The organism is Mesorhizobium sp. M0991 (genome assembly GCF_040318915.1).
In the GTDB taxonomy this organism is placed as follows: Bacteria; Pseudomonadota; Alphaproteobacteria; order Rhizobiales; family Rhizobiaceae; genus Mesorhizobium.
This window is the reverse complement of sequence record NZ_JAMYNE010000060.1, coordinates 1-17,241: the sequence shown is the minus strand read 5'-3', so window position 1 is coordinate 17,241 and position 17,241 is coordinate 1. Positions and strand designations below refer to the sequence as shown.

Annotated in this window: 16 protein-coding genes and 1 riboswitch; of the genes, 10 read left to right on the top strand and 6 right to left on the bottom strand. The window is 61.9% G+C overall.

The window, feature by feature from the left end; genetic code table 11:
- The first annotated feature begins 1,320 nt into the window (after positions 1 to 1,320).
- Entirely contained in the window at positions 1,321 to 5,130 is a 3,810-nt protein-coding gene (gene metH, locus NKH70_RS34345) for a methionine synthase (RefSeq protein WP_353027358.1), read from the top strand.
- Between the two features lie 450 nt (positions 5,131 to 5,580).
- Here the strand turns inward: metH and NKH70_RS34340 are convergent, their stop codons facing one another.
- The gene (locus NKH70_RS34340; protein ID WP_353027357.1) at positions 5,581 to 6,561 is read right to left on the bottom strand and encodes a phosphatase PAP2 family protein; all 981 of its coding nucleotides are present in this window, start codon (positions 6,559 to 6,561) and stop codon (positions 5,581 to 5,583) included.
- Positions 6,562 to 6,838: 277 nt separating this feature from the next.
- On the opposite strand from NKH70_RS34340, the gene NKH70_RS34335 reads away from it, so the two are divergent.
- Together NKH70_RS34335 and NKH70_RS34330 are read left to right on the top strand one after the other, a co-directional pair.
- Positions 6,839 to 7,156: an ArsR/SmtB family transcription factor gene (locus tag NKH70_RS34335; RefSeq protein WP_023720727.1), complete on the top strand. Its 318-nt coding sequence runs from the start codon at positions 6,839 to 6,841 to the stop codon at positions 7,154 to 7,156.
- Entirely contained in the window at positions 7,153 to 7,635 is a 483-nt protein-coding gene (locus tag NKH70_RS34330; RefSeq protein WP_352978653.1) for an SRPBCC family protein, read from the top strand. Before NKH70_RS34335 ends, NKH70_RS34330 begins: the two co-directional genes overlap by 4 nt.
- Before the next feature lie 202 nt (positions 7,636 to 7,837).
- On the opposite strand, the gene NKH70_RS34325 is transcribed toward NKH70_RS34330, so the two are convergent.
- Entirely contained in the window at positions 7,838 to 8,059 is a 222-nt protein-coding gene (locus NKH70_RS34325; RefSeq protein WP_352466850.1) for a hypothetical protein, read from the bottom strand.
- A gap of 283 nt (positions 8,060 to 8,342) precedes the next feature.
- Between NKH70_RS34325 and mgtE the strand changes: the two genes are divergently transcribed.
- Entirely contained in the window at positions 8,343 to 9,740 is a 1,398-nt protein-coding gene (gene mgtE, locus NKH70_RS34320) for a magnesium transporter (protein WP_502908459.1), read from the top strand.
- Positions 9,741 to 9,879: 139 nt separating this feature from the next.
- Positions 9,880 to 10,266: a MerR family transcriptional regulator gene (locus NKH70_RS34315; protein WP_023676566.1), complete on the top strand. Its 387-nt coding sequence runs from the start codon at positions 9,880 to 9,882 to the stop codon at positions 10,264 to 10,266.
- 19 nt (positions 10,267 to 10,285) lie between these two features.
- Here the strand turns inward: NKH70_RS34315 and NKH70_RS34310 are convergent, their stop codons facing one another.
- Positions 10,286 to 10,792 (bottom strand): methyltransferase family protein, encoded by a 507-nt coding sequence (locus tag NKH70_RS34310; protein WP_353027356.1) that lies wholly within the window; start codon positions 10,790 to 10,792, stop codon positions 10,286 to 10,288.
- A 16-nt stretch (positions 10,793 to 10,808) separates the two neighbouring features.
- Complete coding sequence (locus NKH70_RS34305) at positions 10,809 to 11,807, bottom strand: heparan-alpha-glucosaminide N-acetyltransferase (protein ID WP_352978659.1); 999 nt, start codon at positions 11,805 to 11,807, stop codon at positions 10,809 to 10,811.
- A 247-nt stretch (positions 11,808 to 12,054) separates the two neighbouring features.
- Here NKH70_RS34305 and NKH70_RS34300 point away from each other — a divergent pair, with 247 nt between their 5' ends.
- Positions 12,055 to 13,254, top strand: coding sequence for an MFS transporter (locus NKH70_RS34300; protein ID WP_352714613.1), 1,200 nt, complete (start codon positions 12,055 to 12,057; stop codon positions 13,252 to 13,254).
- On the opposite strand, the gene NKH70_RS34295 is transcribed toward NKH70_RS34300, so the two are convergent.
- Positions 13,233 to 14,156 carry an SRPBCC family protein gene (locus tag NKH70_RS34295; RefSeq protein ID WP_353027355.1) on the bottom strand — a complete coding sequence of 308 codons (924 nt, stop codon included), beginning with the start codon at positions 14,154 to 14,156 and terminating at the stop codon, positions 13,233 to 13,235. The two genes, NKH70_RS34300 and NKH70_RS34295, sit on opposite strands and share 22 nt — an antisense overlap.
- Positions 14,062 to 14,508: a Rieske 2Fe-2S domain-containing protein gene (locus NKH70_RS34290; protein ID WP_352978665.1), complete on the bottom strand. Its 447-nt coding sequence runs from the start codon at positions 14,506 to 14,508 to the stop codon at positions 14,062 to 14,064. The genes NKH70_RS34295 and NKH70_RS34290 overlap by 95 nt, the downstream gene beginning before the upstream one ends.
- A 51-nt stretch (positions 14,509 to 14,559) precedes the next feature.
- Positions 14,560 to 14,757: riboswitch (cobalamin riboswitch) on the top strand.
- Positions 14,758 to 14,793: 36 nt separating this feature from the next.
- On the opposite strand from NKH70_RS34290, the gene NKH70_RS34285 reads away from it, so the two are divergent.
- From NKH70_RS34285 to cobO, 4 genes are read left to right on the top strand one after another with little or no spacing between them, the layout of a single operon-like run.
- Positions 14,794 to 14,973 carry a CbtB domain-containing protein gene (locus NKH70_RS34285; protein ID WP_023720718.1) on the top strand — a complete coding sequence of 60 codons (180 nt, stop codon included), beginning with the start codon at positions 14,794 to 14,796 and terminating at the stop codon, positions 14,971 to 14,973.
- Between the two features lie 15 nt (positions 14,974 to 14,988).
- Positions 14,989 to 15,765 carry a CbtA family protein gene (locus tag NKH70_RS34280; protein WP_352917272.1) on the top strand — a complete coding sequence of 259 codons (777 nt, stop codon included), beginning with the start codon at positions 14,989 to 14,991 and terminating at the stop codon, positions 15,763 to 15,765.
- Entirely contained in the window at positions 15,758 to 16,279 is a 522-nt protein-coding gene (gene cobU, locus NKH70_RS34275; protein ID WP_353027354.1) for a bifunctional adenosylcobinamide kinase/adenosylcobinamide-phosphate guanylyltransferase, read from the top strand. Before NKH70_RS34280 ends, cobU begins: the two co-directional genes overlap by 8 nt.
- 1 nt (position 16,280) lies before the next feature.
- A complete protein-coding gene (gene cobO / locus NKH70_RS34270) occupies positions 16,281 to 16,904 on the top strand; it encodes a cob(I)yrinic acid a,c-diamide adenosyltransferase (protein ID WP_352714618.1) in 624 nt (207 codons plus the stop codon).
- The last annotated feature ends 337 nt before the right edge of the window (positions 16,905 to 17,241 follow it).

The following is a 17,241-nucleotide window of genomic DNA, read 5'->3' as shown; positions in this document are numbered from 1 at the left end:
TGTCTCGATAGAACGCGACCGCCTCGTCGACGTCCGCGACGATGTATCGGACGGATGCCATTCAACCTTCTCCTCTGTCTTGTAGCTACAACAGTCAACTCCGCAAAGGTTTCCCTGTCGGTGGAGCCGAGTGCAGAAGCGGGCTGTCTGGATGTCAGCCGAAGTAGTCGGATGAGGGTTTTTGGACATAGGTCGTATTTCGGCGGTGTGTATGACACTCTATACGACCCACATTGGGTCGGCAGCGTAATGGCTGCTTCTGACAAGCCAGTACCAAAAGCAGACCGTCAACTTCCGGCCCCAAACGCGACATTGGAGGTTGGCTCGGCGAGAACAGCTCTTGGCGCAAAGACGACAACGCTGAATGTCGTTTCGGTTGCTCGAAAGAAGGGCCGCTTACCCAGTGGCTCGGTCGCCTCGTGCGATACAGACTGAGATACAAACTGTGATACAAATCGCTACGGAACCCTAGAAAAAAGTTTTAAAAATCAACGCGGGAGCCGTTGCGGCGTTGCATCTCATAAGACTCGCGTTCAACTGTAATAGATTGATATCGTTCAGTCGGTGTTTTGCAGGTGCGGAACATTTGGCAAGGCCCATGGATATACTGGTTCGAGTCTGCATGGTGCGGGGTTCTCTTTGCCGCCACGCGTTTTTCCCCGGGACCATTGGCGGATCGCGAACGACATCGGTGTCCCTCTGTTTGTTCATCGGAGTAGGAGCGGCTGCACTACTCCTTTGAATTCACCAGCGGGCAGCCAGCGCCGCAGGGGCAATACCTCGTCCTCGCGGCAGAGCGCAGAAGAGGGCCCGTGCTGCTTGTCGATTTCATAGGTTCACCGAAAGAAACTTATGTCTCGAACGGCGAATGCCCGCTTCGCGCGCAATGTCCGCCCTTGAGGCGATTTTTGCGATTGCCGGATAGCGGACGCTGCAGGCGATTACCCTGGACATCCTAGTTGCGCCATAAGGCGACCTTCATGGCGCTCAAAGCTGCCCTTCGCGCAACGGCTCGAGTCGGACCTATAGCTGAACTTCAGTCGCAGTCCGAAGATCATGAGCAAACTGCCGGCGATCCTATCCAGCCACATGCGGATCCGCCGTAGAAAGAACTGATCGCAGCGATGGAGAAAACGTCGGCATCGGCCTGACGCTTGGCGCGGTCATTTGGGCGGCGGCGGCACCAGCGGCATCACCAGCCTCAGCCCGGCGAAAACCGATGCGTGGGGAACAAGCGTGACAAACAGAGCTAGACGGCGTATGTTGACATAAAGATGTCTTTATGTGACTTGAGTGCGACTGTCGTCTTGAGGATGAAAAATGTCGCAAAGTTCCTCATCGCTGGATGACCTGTTCGGCCCCGCCGCAGCAAAGCTCAACGGTTCCGAAGTGCTTGCTGCGCTGACCGCAGCGGTGCACGAACGCATCCTCATCCTTGACGGCGCCATGGGCACGCAGATCCAGGGCCTCGGGTTTGACGAGGACCATTTCCGGGGTGAGGCCTTCGCCGGCTGTGCCTGCCACCAGCAGGGCAACAACGATCTGCTGATCCTGACGCAGCCTGGGGCGATCGAGGAGATCCACTATCAGTACGCCATCGCCGGCGCAGATATCCTTGAAACCAACACCTTCTCCTCGACCTCAATCGCCCAGGCCGATTACGGCATGGAGGATGCGGTCTACGCGTTGAACCGCGATGGCGTGCGACTGGTGCGCCGCGCCGCTGTTCGTGCCGAGCAGGAGGACGGCAAGCGCCGTTTCGTCGCCGGCGCGCTCGGGCCGACTAACCGCACCGCCTCGATGTCGCCAGACGTGAACAATCCCGGCTATCGCGCCGTGACCTTCGACGACCTGCGCCTTGCTTATGGCGAGCAGCTGCGCGGCCTGATCGACGGCGGCGCCGACATCATCCTGATCGAGACGATCTTCGACACGCTCAACGCCAAGGCGGCGATCTTCGCCTGCAACGAGATCTTCATCGAGAAGGGCGTGTACCTGCCGGTGATGATCTCCGGCACCATCACCGACCTGTCCGGCCGCACGCTGTCCGGGCAGACGCCGACCGCCTTCTGGCATTCGGTGCGCCATGCCAGCCCCTTCACCATCGGCCTGAATTGCGCGCTCGGCGCCAACGCCATGCGCGCGCATCTGGCCGAGATATCCGGTGTCGCCGATACGTTCACTTGCGCCTATCCGAATGCCGGCCTGCCCAACGAATTCGGCGGGTATGACGAGAGTCCGGAATTCATGGCCGCGCAGGTCGAGGATTTTGCGCGGGAGGGATTGGTCAATATCGTGGGCGGCTGCTGCGGCTCGACGCCCGACCACATCCGCGCCATCGCAGCGGCCGTGAAGAAATATCCACCGCGCGCTGTTCCCGACATCGAACCGAAGATGCGCCTGTCGGGGCTCGAGCCGTTCACGCTGACCGACGAGGTTCCATTCGTCAACGTCGGCGAGCGCACCAATGTCACCGGTTCGGCAAAATTCAGGAAGCTGATCACGGCGGCCGACTATGTCGCCGCGCTCGATGTCGCCCGCGACCAGGTCGCCAATGGCGCCCAGATCATCGACATCAACATGGACGAGGGCCTGATCGATTCGAAGAGGGCGATGGTCGAGTATCTCAACCTGATCGCGGCCGAACCTGATATCGCCCGTGTTCCCGTGATGATCGACAGTTCCAAATGGGAGATCATCGAAGCTGGCCTGAAATGCGTGCAGGGCAAACCGCTGGTCAACTCCATCTCGATGAAGGAGGGCGAAGAAGCCTTCCTGCATCATGCCCGACTGGTGCGTGCCTATGGCGCGGCGGTGGTCGTCATGGCCTTCGACGAGGACGGTCAGGCCGACACCAAAGCGCGAAAGGTCGCAATCTGCACCCGCGCCTACAAGCTGTTGACCGAGCAGGCCGGATTCCCGCCGGAGGACATCGTTTTCGATCCGAACGTTTTTGCCATCGCCACCGGCATCGAGGAGCACAACAATTACGGCGTCGACTTCATCGAAGCAGCGCGCGAGATCACCACGACGCTTCCCTATGTTCATATTTCGGGCGGCGTGTCGAACCTGTCCTTCTCGTTTCGCGGCAACGAACCGGTGCGCGAGGCCATGCATGCGGTGTTCCTCTACCACGCCATCCAGGCGGGCATGGACATGGGCATCGTCAATGCCGGACAGCTTGCCGTCTACGACACCATCGATCCGGACCTGCGCGACGCCTGCGAGGATGTCGTCAACAACCGTGAGCCGAAGGGCGGCGGCACGGCGACCGAACGCATGCTGGAACTCGCCGAACGCTTCAAGGGCACGGCGGGCAAGGAGGCGCAGGAGCGCGATCTCGCCTGGCGTGACTGGCCTGTCGAGCAGCGCATTTCGCACGCCCTGGTCAACGGTATCACCGAATTCATCGACGCGGACACGGATGAGGCGCGGCGCGCCGCCGAGCGCCCGCTGCATGTCATCGAAGGCCCGCTGATGGCCGGTATGAACGTCGTCGGCGACCTGTTCGGCTCCGGCAAGATGTTCCTGCCGCAAGTGGTGAAGTCGGCGCGGGTGATGAAGCAGGCAGTGGCCGGGCTGCTGCCGCACATGGAGGCCGAGAAGCTGGCCAACGCCGCCAATGGCATCGACAATGGCGAGCGCCAGACGGCCGGAAAAATCCTGATGGCGACGGTCAAGGGCGATGTCCACGACATCGGCAAGAACATCGTCGGCGTCGTTCTCGCCTGCAACAATTATGAGATCATCGATCTCGGCGTCATGGTGCCGGCTGCGAAGATCCTGCAGACGGCGCGCGAGCAACAGGTCGACATTATCGGCCTGTCAGGGCTGATCACGCCGTCGGTTGATGAGATGGTGCATATGGCCGCCGAAATGGAGCGCGAAGGCTTCGACATTCCGCTGCTGATCGGCGGCGCGACGACCAGCCGCGTGCACACGGCGGTGAAGATCCACCCGCGCTATTCCAGGGGCCAGACGGTCTACGTCACCGACGCAAGCCGCGCCGTCGGCGTGGTGTCGTTGCTTTTGTCAAACGAGACCAAGGGCGGTTATGTCGAGACCGTGCGGGCCGAGTACAAGAAGGTCGCCGACGCGCATGCCCGCTCCGAAGCCGACAAGCAGCGACTGCCGCTGCCCAGGGCGAGAGCCAATGCGCACCGGATCGACTGGTCGGCCTATGAGCCGCCAAAACCGTCCTTCACCGGCGTAAAAGTGTTCGACAACTGGGACTTGACGGAGCTGGCGCGCTACATCGACTGGACGCCGTTCTTCCAGACCTGGGAGCTGAAGGGCCGTTATCCTAGGATCCTCGAGGATGAGGCGCAGGGGCCAGCCGCGCGCCAGCTGTTCGAGGATGCGCAGGCGATGCTGAAGAAGATCATCGCCGAAAAGTGGTTCGCGCCACGCGGCGTCATCGGTTTCTGGCCGGCCAATGCCGTCGGCGACGATATCAGGCTGTTCACCGACGAGGCGCGATGGCAGGAACTGGCGACGTTCTTCACCTTGCGCCAGCAACTGACCAAGCGAGACGGCAAGGCCAATGTCGCGCTGTCGGACTTCGTCGCACCCACCGAGAGTGGCAAGCCCGATTATATCGGTGGCTTCATCGTCACCGCCGGCATCGAGGAGGTGGCGATATCAGAGCGATTCGAACGGGCCAATGACGACTATTCCTCGATCATGGTCAAGGCGCTGGCCGACCGTTTCGCCGAGGCCTTCGCCGAGCGTATGCACGAGAAGGTGCGCAAGGAATTCTGGGGCTACGCAACTGACGAGGCATTGGCACCGGACGATTTGATCGGCGAGTCCTATCGTGGCATCCGCCCGGCTCCCGGCTATCCGGCGCAGCCCGACCATACCGAAAAGGCAACGCTGTTCCGGCTGCTCGACGGCGAGCGCAATGCGGGCGTCAGCCTGACCGAAAGCTATGCGATGTGGCCGGGCTCTTCCGTGTCGGGCATTTATCTCGCCCATCCCGAAAGCTATTATTTCGGCGTCGCCAAGATCGAACGCGACCAGGTCGAGGATTATGCGCGCCGTAAGGCGATGCCAATCGCCGATGTCGAGCGCTGGCTCGGCCCCATTCTCAACTATGTGCCGGCACACTATGCCGAGGCGGCTGAGTAGCGGAAACGGCGGCATCGTAAATTCGTGCCTTCTAAATCTCCGCTGCCTTTTCGATCGGATGGCTTTCGAAAGTTTCTTGTGCTCCTTCCTAGCCAAGCGTTTGAGTTAGGCAAAAGACTCTTGAAGCGGGCGCGTTTCGGCCTTCGTAAGAAGGGCTACTTAGCTGGTGCCGGGTCCGCATCGTGCGATACGGACTGAGATACAAACTGTGATACAAATCGCTACGGAATTCTACCAAAAACCCTTTAAAATCAACTGTCGAGGCGGTGCGGCGTTGCATCTCGACCGCACCAATCAAATTCGAAAGCGGAACCTCTAACCCATTGAGTTCGAGCATGGCAGGGAGCGTCCTTGTCAGGGCACGAGGCTTTTGCCTGATTGCGGTCGCGAGTTTGGCCCATGCGAAGACGCCATCGGCGGGCATGGCCATCTACCGACAAGCGCACATAATTATTCGCGCACCAGGCGTCCGGTCGCCCACCAGATCACAGATACAACAACGATCGATGCGTAGCCGTCCACGGCATAGTGCCAGCCAGTGTACACCGATCCGTACAGGATCAGGGCTGCAAAGGTCCAACCCAGAACGCCAAGCCAGAGATTGATTGAGGAAAGCAAATAGGCGTTCAATGCGGCAAAGGCGACATGCATGCTTGGCATGGCTGAGATGCCGCCCCCAAGACTTGGCCGGCCGCTCTGGTAAGCCATCAGGAGATATGCCGAGGGTTCCCGCACCATGTAACTATGGTCCAGTCTGTCCAAAGCGGCATTCAATCCGTGGAAGCGATCCACGCCAATAAAGTGGTGGTAGTAAACCGGCCCGACCGATGCCAGCGCCAGGGCCAAGACCGTTCCGAGGACGCACAACGTCAGCGCTGCTGCGCAGAGATAGCGGATGCGGGCAATCTCGTCCGACCAGAGCGACACGAAAAGGATGGTGCCGAACCACTGGTAAAACCAAATGACTTCATAGCTGTTGAAGACGACGAGCGACCAATTGTTGCTGTCGAGCTTATGGACGATCTCCCATGGCGGCATCCCGTGCAGCCATTCATCAGCGTCGGCCAACCAGTTGTCGGCATAGTATGGGACGACGGACGGGATGGCGATCTTGTAGGTAGAGAACGCGGTCAAGCTGGCGAAGAAGAACAGCAGCACCAGCAGACAGCCGCGCCAGCGCCCTTGAACCAAATCCAGGGCGTAGCGAACGGGTTGCCGCCGGCCGTGGAGTATCGCGGCACAACAGACACCACCGATAAACAACACCGGAATACCAATAAGAAACTTGTGAGAATAGATTAAGGCTGATGTATAGAATAGTTCTGGATATAGTGCAGATGCGCCTAAAACGTATATCGCCATGAACAGGGAGAGGCGCAATTGCCATATGGCGGAGGGCCTGTAGCGAGAGGCTTCCGTGGTTAGGGCCAAACCAATTTACCCGTTCTTAACGTTTCGCCGGAGAGACACATACACCGATAAGGTAAAAACCTTGCCGCCAGGTTTACTTTTTCCCCGGTGATCGACATTTGCCGGCCGACCCGCACGCGGTGGATTGCTTCCCTGAGCAATCTTGCATCCGCATTGCTGCCCATGCCCCGTGTGAAGGAACGCCCCGGAGCCTCGGGGGGCCGAACCGGCCGGGTGTTCAACACCGGTCCACCGCTTCCCCAGTTGACCTATCATAAGTTTTAGCTTATCATAAGCCATGGTTTATGATTATGCAGGAATGGTGGCCTTGGCCGATCCGACACGCCGCAAGGTGTTCGAGCTCATCGCCGATCGGCCACGTTCGGTCATCGATCTGACACGAGTGCTTCCGGTCTCGCAGCCGGCGGTATCGCAGCACCTCAAGGTTTTGAAGGAAGCCCGGCTGGTCCGCGCAGAGCCGAAAGGTGCCAGCAACATCTATCATCTCGACCCGCATGGGCTCGGCGAGATGCGCGCCTGGCTCGACCGCATGTGGGGCGATGCGCTCGACGCCTTCAAACGGGAAGTCGACAACAGCAAGGAGAAGAGGAAATGACGACCATGATCAAGCCCGCGCCGGTCAGGAAGTCGGTGACGGTGGAGGTGCCGCTCGACAAGGCATTCGATGTGTTCACGACAGGGTTCGGGCGCTGGTGGCCGGCTTCGCACTCGATCGGCAAATCCGCCCTGACGACCGCGGTGATCGAACCGAAAGCCGGCGGCCGCTGGTACGAGATCGGTGAGGATGGGTCACAATGCGATTGGGGCGAGGTTCTCGCCTGGGATCCGCCGTCCAGGCTGACGCTCGCCTGGCGCATTGGAGCCGATTGGCGCTACGATCCGGCATTGCTGACCGAAGTCGAGATCCGCTTTGTCGCACTCGGCGAGAACGCGACGCGTGTGGAACTCGAGCACAGGCTTCTGGAGAACATGGGCGAAACCGCGGAGGCAGCGCGCCAGGCCTTCGAATCCGAGGGTGGCTGGAGCGGGCTCCTGGACCGCTATGCGGCTGAGGCCCAGCGCCACGCCGCCTGATCGGGAAGCCTTCCAGTCCATACCAGCGAGGCCGTCGCACTGTCGGCCTCGCCTCATTCCCGGTGCAGCATGTGCCGTTCTGCCCGGCCACTGGGATTAATGTTGTTGGGCGAACGATGCCCCAACTGGAACGGCGAGCACACCACACCTAGCGTTGTCGCGGACTACCCGGCGGTTGGTCAGCGGCGGTACCAGAGCTGGATTATCGGTGCTTCTCGACGAAAGCCTTGCAGGCGGGTGACAACTGCTCGATCATGCTCTGAAGGTCGCATTTGCCGATCGGTGTCATTGGGCAAAGCCGTTTGTAGTCAGGCTTGCATTCCTTGCCCTGAAAAGATTTGAAGGCCTTTGCCTCGGCGGTAATCGGGCTCAAAAGTATTCCCGAACAAACCAACGCAAGGCTGGTAAACAGATACTTCGCCATAAACACCCTCCATTTATTAGCGGTAATTATAGAGATACTAAATTAGAATTATCTAATTATCAACCTGAGCAACCGGCAGCTCGCAAGGTCGTCTGATATCCGTCCGTTGCGCACGGAGAGGCCGATTCTCAAGCCAAATCATGCCGCCGCTCCATCTTTGTGTTCGACCAAGATCTTTTCGGAAAACCGGTTTCCACTTTTCAGGATCATGGTCTAGACCTGACAGGCACCTTATCCGGAAATCCGATGGCGGGAGGCGCTGGTGGAAGGCCAGGACGAATACATGACCGGCGCCAGGGCCGCCGAGGAGCGCCGCGCCGACATCTATGACGAGGACGGCGTCATCCTGTCGTCGTTTCTCGCCCAGATCGGTGCAGCGATCGCCGATCGCGATACGCTGACGCTGAAGCGTGAAGTCGACGATCTGCACCAGTCGGAACTCGGCCACCTGCTCGAGGCCCTGCACCCGGAACAGCGCCGCGCCCTGGTCGAATTGCTGGGCAAGGATTTCGATTTTTCTGCCCTGACCGAGGTCGACGAGGCGATCCGCCGCGACATCGTCGACAATCTGCCCAATGCGCAGATCGCCGAGGCGGTGCAGGAGCTCGATTCCGACGACGCCGTCTACATTCTCGAGGATCTCGACCAGGAGGACCAGGACGAGATCCTGTCGCAATTGCCGTTCACCGAGCGGATCAGGCTGCGGCGCTCGCTCGATTATCCCGAAGAGACCGCCGGCCGCCGCATGCAGACGGAGTTCGTCGCGGTGCCGCCCTTCTGGACGATCGGCCAAACCATCGACTACATGCGCGAGGACAACAATCTTCCCGACCGCTTCAGCCAGATCTTCGTCATCGATCCGAGCTTCAAGCTGCTCGGCGCCATCGACCTCGACCAGATCCTGCGCACCAAGCGTTCGGTCAAGGTCGAAGAGGTCATGCATGAGACCAGGCATGCCATCCCGGCCACCATGGACCAGGAAGAGGCGGCGCGCGAATTCGAGCAATACGATCTTCTGTCCGCCGCCGTCGTCGACGAGAACGAGCGGCTGGTCGGCGTGCTGACCATCGACGACGTCGTCGACGTCATCCAGCAGGAGGCCGAGGAAGATCTGCTGCGCATGGGCGGCGTCGGCGATGAAGAACTCTCGGACAGCATCTTTTCGACCTCGCGCTCGCGCGTGCCGTGGCTGCTGGTCAATCTTTTGACGGCTTTCCTCGCGGCCTCGGTGATCGGCCTGTTCGACCGCACCATCGAGCATATCGTGGCGCTGGCGGTGCTGATGCCGATCGTCGCCGGCATGGGCGGCAATGCCGGCTCGCAGACCATGACCGTCACGGTGCGGGCGCTGGCGACGAGGGACCTCGACATCTACAATGCCGGCCGCATCATCCGCCGCGAAATCGGGGTGGGCTTCATCAACGGCATCATCTTCGCCATCCTGATCGGCCTCGTGGCTGCTGCCTGGTTCCACGATCGCAATCTCGGCGGCATCATTGCGGCTGCGATGATCATCAACATGTTCGTGGCGGCTCTGGCGGGCATCCTTATCCCGCTGCTGCTCGACCGCTTCAAGATCGATCCGGCTGTGGCTTCGGCGGTTTTCGTCACCACGGTCACCGACGTCGTCGGTTTCTTTGCCTTTCTCGGGCTTGCCACATGGTGGTTCGGCGTGCGCTGAACGGCACCTCAATTGACTTTTACGTAAATGCCGTGCGAGGCTTTGGAAGGTGCCTTGTCCGCCGATTCTGGTACGCGCCTGGACGTTGGCGGCGCCGGCCAGTTGGAACTCGCGGCGTGGCCGGGGCATTGGAGTGACGATGCGGGAATATTATTCGATCACGGAGCTGACCCGCGAATTCGACGTGTCGACGCGGACGTTACGCTTCTACGAGGACGAAGGGCTGGTGCAGCCGGTAAGGCGCGGCCGCACCCGGCTGTTCCGTCCGTCGGACCGGCATCTCATCCGCCAGATCATGCGCGGCAAGAGGCTCGGCTTCTCGATCAATGAGATCCGCGAAATCATCCAGATGTACAGGGAGCCGCCCGGCGAGGTCGGCCAACTCAAATTGATGATCAAGCGCATCGAGGAAAAGCGCGAGGATTTGCGCCAGAAACGCCGCGACCTCGAAGAGACGCTGGCCGAGCTCGACCAGGCAGAGGAATCCTGCGTCGAGCGGCTGGTGGAACTCGGCGTCACCACATAAGCGCGGTGTCAGCCTCGGCTCAAATCCAGCGCCGCACCCTTTTGGCGTAGTCCCGGTACTTCTTGCCGAATTTGGCCGTCAGCACATTCTCCTCGCTCTCGATCGTCAGCTTCTGCGTCAGGAACGCCGCGATGACCGCCAGCGGCAGGAACCAGGCGATCCCAGAGACAAAGGCGAGGCTGACCAGCAGCAATGTGTTGGCGAGGTAGATCGGGTTGCGGCTGACGGCGAAGGGGCCGGTGGTCACCAGATGGTCCGGCACGCCGTTCGGGTTGAGCGTCGTCTTGGCGCGGATCATGGTGCGGATTGCCGTGAACCAGAGCGCGGCGACCGCCACCAACCCGACAAGGCCGGCGGCGAACAGGATGTCGCCGAGAAGATCGCCGATCCACGGCAGCGGATAGAACAGCCCTAGCGCGACGCTGACGATGATGGCGGCGGTATAGATCAGCGGCGGCCATGGGATGTGTCCAAGCTTCGGCTGCCCAGGATTTTGCTGCACGGGTTTCGGGTGAGTGTCGCTCATTGTTGTCCTCCCTCGATTAGCGCGTTCCCGGTTCCCCCGCCTCGGTTTGGGCGGTACAGATGCCGGCGAGCTCGCCAATATGCGCCTTCCACTCCGGGGACTGGTCGTTGCTGTAGAGCCGCTCAAGCGAGGCTTCGCCCTGGAGAGTGTCCAGCATGCAGGCACAATAGCTGGAGCAGAACTCGGTGTCGCGCGCCTGCTCGCAGGATATCTGGCAGGATTTCAGAAAATTCACCTCCCTGGTTTCGACCTGCGCCGGCATGAATTGCGAAAACAGCCAGACCGAGCCGATCAGCACCGGCTGATGGATCAGATAGAAGGCAAGGCTGTGCCGGCCGATGAAGACCAGCGGGTTTGCCCAGCGGCCGGGCGTCATGGCCGACAGCCGCGTCAGCGCGCCGGAGGTGGAGGCGAGCTTGGTAACCGCGATGCCGGCAAGCACGGCACCGAACCACGGCAGCAGCGGAACGTAGTCATTGGAGCGCGGATTGGTCGCCGACAGGCCGACCCACCACAAAGCCGGCTGATCGAAAGTTTCGGATCGCAGGTAGAAGGGCGCAGCGACAACGAATACGGCGACAAGCAGCGTCAGCAGCGCCGGCAGGCGCAGGAACGCCAGGCCGAGCAGGCTGGCGAGCGCGATTTCGTGCAATATGCCGAAGAAGATGAAGCCGTCGGGCGTGGCGATGCGCGTGACCAGCGATATTGCGAGTGCTGCCCCGGCAACCATGGCGAAGCGCTTCCAGAAGCCGGTCCAGCGGATTTTTTTGCCATGGGCGAGATAGAGACTGATGCCGACCAGGAACAGGAAGCTCGAAGCGATGCAGCGCGCGTAGATTTTCCACCAGCCGAAGGCGGTGAGGCCGGGATCGGTGTAGCCGAAGAATTCGAGGTCCCAGGTGAAATGATAGCTCGCCATAGCAAGCAAAGCGATGCCGCGTGCGATGTCGATGGCGGCGATGCGCTTCGACTTCGGTTGATCCTGAACGGCTGCGGTCGGCGTGGCGATGCTCATTGGTCTCGCTGTCTTGGTTCAGCCCCGGCAAGACGACTATCACGGTTGCCACCGTCAAAAGAAGCAGGGCCTTGCGTCGCGTTGGTGCCGGTCGGCATCAGAGCTGCTTTAGGCCAGAGCCGGAAAGCCTTTGGCCGGCTTCGCTTTTTGCCGTGAAGGCGTCGGTTTCCTGTTACCCGGCAAGGAATCGCCGCGGCAGATTTGTGCTCCAAACCCTGCTTCGGGCGATTCGGCTTCGGGGAAAGCAATGGCTACCCATGTGCGCCATCCGATCTGGCTCGCGGCCTTGCGGCCGGCGGATGCCCGCACCTTCGCCTCGCTTTATGCGGTCGAATCCTTCGCGCGCGCCACCGTATCCAGCGTCATCCCGATCCAGGCCTACGAGATCCTGCACAACGAGCAGATCGTTTCGATCCTCTACACGATCGTGGCGATGCTCGGCCTGTCGGCGACGCTGTTCATGCCGATGCTGATCGCCCGCTTTGCCCGGCGCTGGGTCTATACCGCCGGCGCCTGCCTGCTGGCCGCCGGCTCGCTGTTCTTCGTCACCCATACCCTGGCCGGCCAGGTGGTCGGCATGCTCTGCCGCGTCGTCGGCGCCGGCGCGCTGGCGATCACGCTCAACCTCTACATCATGGATCATATCCGCAAGACCGATTTCATGCAGGCCGAGTCGCTGCGCATGGCGTGGTCGATGCTTGCCTGGACCGCCGGGCCGACGCTCGGCATTTTCCTCTACACGCGTTTCGGCATCTATGCCGCGCATGGCGCGGTGGCCGTCTTCGCCATGGCCTTGCTGGCGCTGTTCTGGACTTATCGGCTTGGCGACAACCCGTCGATCCGCCCCGGCAAGACGCGGCCGGTCAATCCGCTGGCCAATATCGGCCGCTTCGTCGCGCAGCCAAGGCTGAGACTCGCCTGGCTGATCGCCTTCGGCCGCTCCTGCTTCTGGACGACGTTCTTCGTCTATGGGCCGTTGTTCATGGTGATCACCGGCGAGGGCAAGCTGGCCGGCGGCCTCTTGGTTTCGGCCGGCAATGCGCTTTTGTTCATGGCCATCTTCTGGGGCAGGGCGGGACGGCGTTTCGGCGGCCGGCGCACCATGACGTTCGCCTATTTCGCCATGTCGGCGACGCTGCTGGCGGCCGGCGCCGTCGGCGAGGCCGCACCGCTCGTCACCGGCGCGTTGCTGCTTTGCGGTGCCCTCTTCACCATCGCGCTCGATGCGCTGGGCTCGACCGCCTTCATGCGCTCGGTGCGCTCGTATGAGCGGGCGCAGATGGCGGCGGTCTACCGCACCTATCTCGACTTTTCCGAGCTGACGCCGCCGCTGGTCTATTCGGTGGTGCTGGCGTTCTTCGGCCTGGGCGCGGTTTTCGCGACACTCGGCCTGCTGGCGGCAGTCTGCGGCTTCGTCACCTGGCGCTATCTGCCCAAATCGCTTTGAAGTGCGGCATGCCGCTCGCGCACCCAGTTGTGGAAGCGGTGCAAGTCATATTCCTCGGGCATCAGCACGCCGGCCTTGTGGCGCATCGAGCGCAGGCCCATCTGGTTGACCTCGCAGATATCAGCATCCTCCTCCAGCACCTGGGTACCGAAGGCGATGATGTTGTCGATATCCGCCGCCGGATCGGCGAGCGCTTCGGGCGAAAAAAGCCATTCGGCGGTGAGTTCGGTCTGCTCCGGCCCAAGCGGCACCAGCCGCACGGTCCTGACATAGTCGACATGGCCGACGACGAACATCGACGGCAGGCTGGTGGCGTAGGTCTGCCCGGCGGTACGTTCGGCCGGCGTCAGGCCGGAAAAGACCGAGCCGTGAACGCGTCCGTCGCGCGACCAGGTTTCGGCCCCGGCACGCAAGCCGCCGGAAAATTCCGGCGCGTCATTGTCGGCGTGGCGCGCCCATTCGGGATCGTCGTGGCGGCCCATCAGGCCGCGGCCATAGATCGGCACCAGCCGCGACAGGTCCTTGTGGACGCCGGGGCAGTGCAGGCACTCGTTGAAGTTTTCCCAAAAGATCTTCCAGTTGCAGTTCATCACCTTGCGCAGCACATGGCCGCTCAGCAGCGTTTCCAGCGGCCAGTTGGCGAGGTCGCCGGATGCCGGATCGAAGGATGTTTCAGCTGAGCCGGCAACATCCTCGGCGAGGTTGGCGAAGACAAAACCGCGCCACACCGAAAGCGCGACGCGGTAGAGCGGATGATCGGCCTTGTCGAAACCGTCCGGCAGCGATTTCGATGGCACGCGCACCAGATCACCGCGCAGCGAATAGAACCAGGCGTGGTAAGGGCAGGTGATGAGCCGCGCCTTCAGCCGGCCTTTCGCTCTGCTGGCAAAGCTGCGAGCCACGATGCCGGCAGGTGTTGTGGAAGGCGCGCAATTCGCCGGTCTCGTCGCGCAGCACGACGACCTCCTGCGTGCCTATGCGGAACGTTCTGAAAGCCAGCGGCTGGGCAAGGTCGGCCTCGCGGCAGACCAGCAGCCAGTTGCGATACCAGATGGCCTCTAGATCGCGCTGGTAGGCCGCGATGTCCCAATAGGCCGATGACGGCAGCGTCGGCTCGGCCCGCGTCAGACCGTTGTAGGGACCGCGCTCATTCGGGCTGGGTTGCATGCCGGCTTCTTCCCCATCCGCCAGCGACACCCGGCGGTAAAAATTGTCAATCGCAGTGCCGGTCGGCGAGCTTGCGAGGCGGCGCATTCGCCACACGATCCGGCGGAATTTGGTTTGCCGGGCGCGGCGATTCTGCCTATAGTCGCTGATGTCGTCGGTTCCGTTTGGAACCAAGAGGGAATGCGGTGCGGGCGAAATTGTTTGCCCAATGCCGTGGCTGCCCCCGCAACTGTGTGCGGTAGTCCTCTCCATATGCCACTGAAGGTTCGCCTTCGGGAAGGTGGGGAAGGACGCTGATCCGCGAGCCAGGAGACCTGCCGGCGACAGGAAACTGACTTCTATGCCCTCGGGTGGAGGGCGAAAGGACAAGACATGAATACCGCTTCCGTCTCGCTCGGCGCTTCCGTCTCCTCGCAGTCGCGTTTCATGCAGCTGGCGCTTGCTGCATTTCTCGGCATTTTCGTCATGGGCTTTGTCGGCTTCTCGCATATCGATGCGGTCCACAATGCCGCGCACGACTATCGCCACTCGATGGGCTTTCCCTGCCACTGACAAGGGGCTGACATCATGACACTGTTTCGCAACGTCGTGTTCATCGCGGCGATCGCAGGGCTTGTGGCCGGCGTCGCTCTCGCCTGCATGCAGGCCTATGCCACGGTGCCGCTCATCCTGAAGGCGGAAGTCTACGAACAGGCCGGCGGCGGCCATGACCATGCCGCCGCACCTGCGGCACCGGTCGAAAACGCCGGGGGCACGATGGCTATGAGCAGCGCCGCGCCGGCTGAAGCAATGGCTCCGGCGGAGGACGAAGGCTGGGCGCCGGCCGACGGTTTCGAACGCTTTGCCTTCAGCGTCGTTGCCAATATCGTCACCGGTATCGGCTTTGCGCTGGTCCTGGTTGCGGTTTCGGAGTTCGCCGGCGGCATCGGCAATTGGCGTCAGGGCCTGTTCTGGGGGCTGGCCGGCTTTGCCGTGTTCACCCTGGCGCCGGGCCTCGGCCTGCCGCCGGAACTGCCGGCGATGCCGGCGGCCGACCTTGTCCAACGCCAGATCTGGTGGTGGGCAACAGTGGTGGCGACCGCGGCCGGTCTCGGCCTTATCGCCTTCCGCAGATCGCTGCCGCTGGCGGTCCTTGCGGTGGCGTTGATCGTCGCGCCGCATATCGTTGGCGCGCCGCAGCCCGACAGTTTCGAGACGGCGATCCCGGAAGGCCTGCACCACCAGTTCGTGGTGGCGGTGACGCTGACCAATCTGGTGTTCTGGCTGGTGCTCGGCGCGGTCGTCGGCGTGGTGCGCGGCCGCTTCACCGGCACGGCGACCAGCCTGCGCGACAGCTTTGCCTGACCGCGCTGCCGGGGCACTGACCCTTATCATCGGCTGTGCGCGATCCGGCAAGAGCTCGCATGCCGAGAGGCTGGTGAGTGCCTGTCCGGCGCCGTGGAGCTATCTCGCGACGGCGCAAGCCTATGACGAGGAGATGCGCGAACGGATCGCGCTGCACCGCTCGCGCCGCGGTGCCGGCTGGACGACCATCGATGCGCCGCTCGACCTTGCCGGCGCGATCGAGGCGCTGCCTGACGGCCAGCCGGTGCTGATCGACTGCCTGACGCTGTGGCTGACCAACCATATGCTGGCCGAACATGATGTCGAGGCCGAATGCCGAAGGCTGGCGGATGTGCTGTCGCGGCCGCGTGGCCCCTGGTTCGTGGTGTCCAACGAGGTCGGCCAGGGCATCGTGCCGGACAATGCGCTGGCAAGACGGTTTCGCGACGCCGCCGGCCGGCTGAACCAAGACGTCGCCTCTGTCGCGGACATTGTGCTTTTGATGGTGGCGGGGCTGCCGCTCAGGGTGAAATGACATGGCTGATACCGACCACATCGATCCCAAGGACGAGGAACGCCACCGCGCCAAGATGGCCAAGCGCAAGGCGGTGCAGGACGCCGAGGTTGCAGCCAAGACGGTCGAGAAAGGGCTGTTGATCGTCAACACCGGTCCGGGCAAGGGCAAGACCACGGCCGCCTTCGGGCTGGCGCTCAGAATGCTCGGCTACGGCAAGCGCGTCGGCGTCGTCCAGTTCATCAAGGGCAAGTGGCACACCGGCGAGAAGGACGCCTTTGCTGCCTTCGGCGACCGCGTCGTCTGGCACGCGATGGGCGAGGGTTTTACCTGGGAGACGCAGGACCTGAAACGCGACATCGCGGCGGCCGAGGCCGCCTGGGCCAAGGCACTCGAGCTGATGGCCGAGCCGTCGATCAGCCTCGTGGTGCTTGACGAACTCAACATCGCGCTGCGTTACGACTATCTCGACCTCGAAAAGGTGGTCGCAGCGCTGAAGGCGCGTCGCGAGGGCCTGCATGTCGTCGTCACCGGCCGCAACGCCAAGCCGGCGCTGGTCGAGGCAGCCGACCTGGTCACCGAGATGGGCGTGACCAAGCACCACTTTGCCGCCGGCGTGAAGGCGCAGCAGGGGATAGAATTCTGAGGGCTTTGGCGATCAGGCAGAACGTTCAGAGGAAGATCCAACTCGGATGACGCTTGCCGAGGTTGCCCTCGACCTCTCAAGACCTGGGTTCCTCGCCCGCCGCGAAGCGGGGGAGAGGTGGCCGCGAAGCGGCCGGAGAGGGGGCCTTTCGTAGGGCGCAGTCCCCCTCTCCGTCTCGGCTTCGCCGAGCCACCTCTCCCCCACTTTCGTGGGGGCGAGGAACCCAAGCTGGAATAAAGCCGCGTTCCAACGCTGAAGGAGCAACTTTGTTCTTGCTTTGTGCCGGCAGCTATGCTACTAATTTGGTTATGGTGCTAATTGGCTCCAACGACCCGCC

Bases quoted from the DNA above. Each gene is read 5' to 3' on its own strand.
- NKH70_RS34290 (WP_352978665.1), bottom strand. From the start codon at position 14,508: ATGCGCCGCCTCGCAAGCTCGCCGACCGGCACTGCGATTGACAATTTT.
- mgtE (WP_502908459.1), top strand. From the start codon at position 8,343: ATGACCGGCGCCAGGGCCGCCGAGGAGCGCCGCGCCGACATCTATGAC.
- NKH70_RS34280 (WP_352917272.1), top strand. From the start codon at position 14,989: ATGACACTGTTTCGCAACGTCGTGTTCATCGCGGCGATCGCAGGGCTT.
- NKH70_RS34325 (WP_352466850.1), bottom strand. From the start codon at position 8,059: ATGGCGAAGTATCTGTTTACCAGCCTTGCGTTGGTTTGTTCGGGAATA.
- NKH70_RS34300 (WP_352714613.1), top strand. From the start codon at position 12,055: ATGGCTACCCATGTGCGCCATCCGATCTGGCTCGCGGCCTTGCGGCCG.
- metH (WP_353027358.1), top strand. From the start codon at position 1,321: ATGTCGCAAAGTTCCTCATCGCTGGATGACCTGTTCGGCCCCGCCGCA.
- NKH70_RS34335 (WP_023720727.1), top strand. From the start codon at position 6,839: ATGGTTTATGATTATGCAGGAATGGTGGCCTTGGCCGATCCGACACGC.
- NKH70_RS34315 (WP_023676566.1), top strand. From the start codon at position 9,880: ATGCGGGAATATTATTCGATCACGGAGCTGACCCGCGAATTCGACGTG.
- NKH70_RS34330 (WP_352978653.1), top strand. From the start codon at position 7,153: ATGACGACCATGATCAAGCCCGCGCCGGTCAGGAAGTCGGTGACGGTG.
- NKH70_RS34310 (WP_353027356.1), bottom strand. From the start codon at position 10,792: ATGAGCGACACTCACCCGAAACCCGTGCAGCAAAATCCTGGGCAGCCG.
- cobO (WP_352714618.1), top strand. From the start codon at position 16,281: ATGGCTGATACCGACCACATCGATCCCAAGGACGAGGAACGCCACCGC.
- NKH70_RS34305 (WP_352978659.1), bottom strand. From the start codon at position 11,807: ATGAGCATCGCCACGCCGACCGCAGCCGTTCAGGATCAACCGAAGTCG.
- NKH70_RS34285 (WP_023720718.1), top strand. From the start codon at position 14,794: ATGAATACCGCTTCCGTCTCGCTCGGCGCTTCCGTCTCCTCGCAGTCG.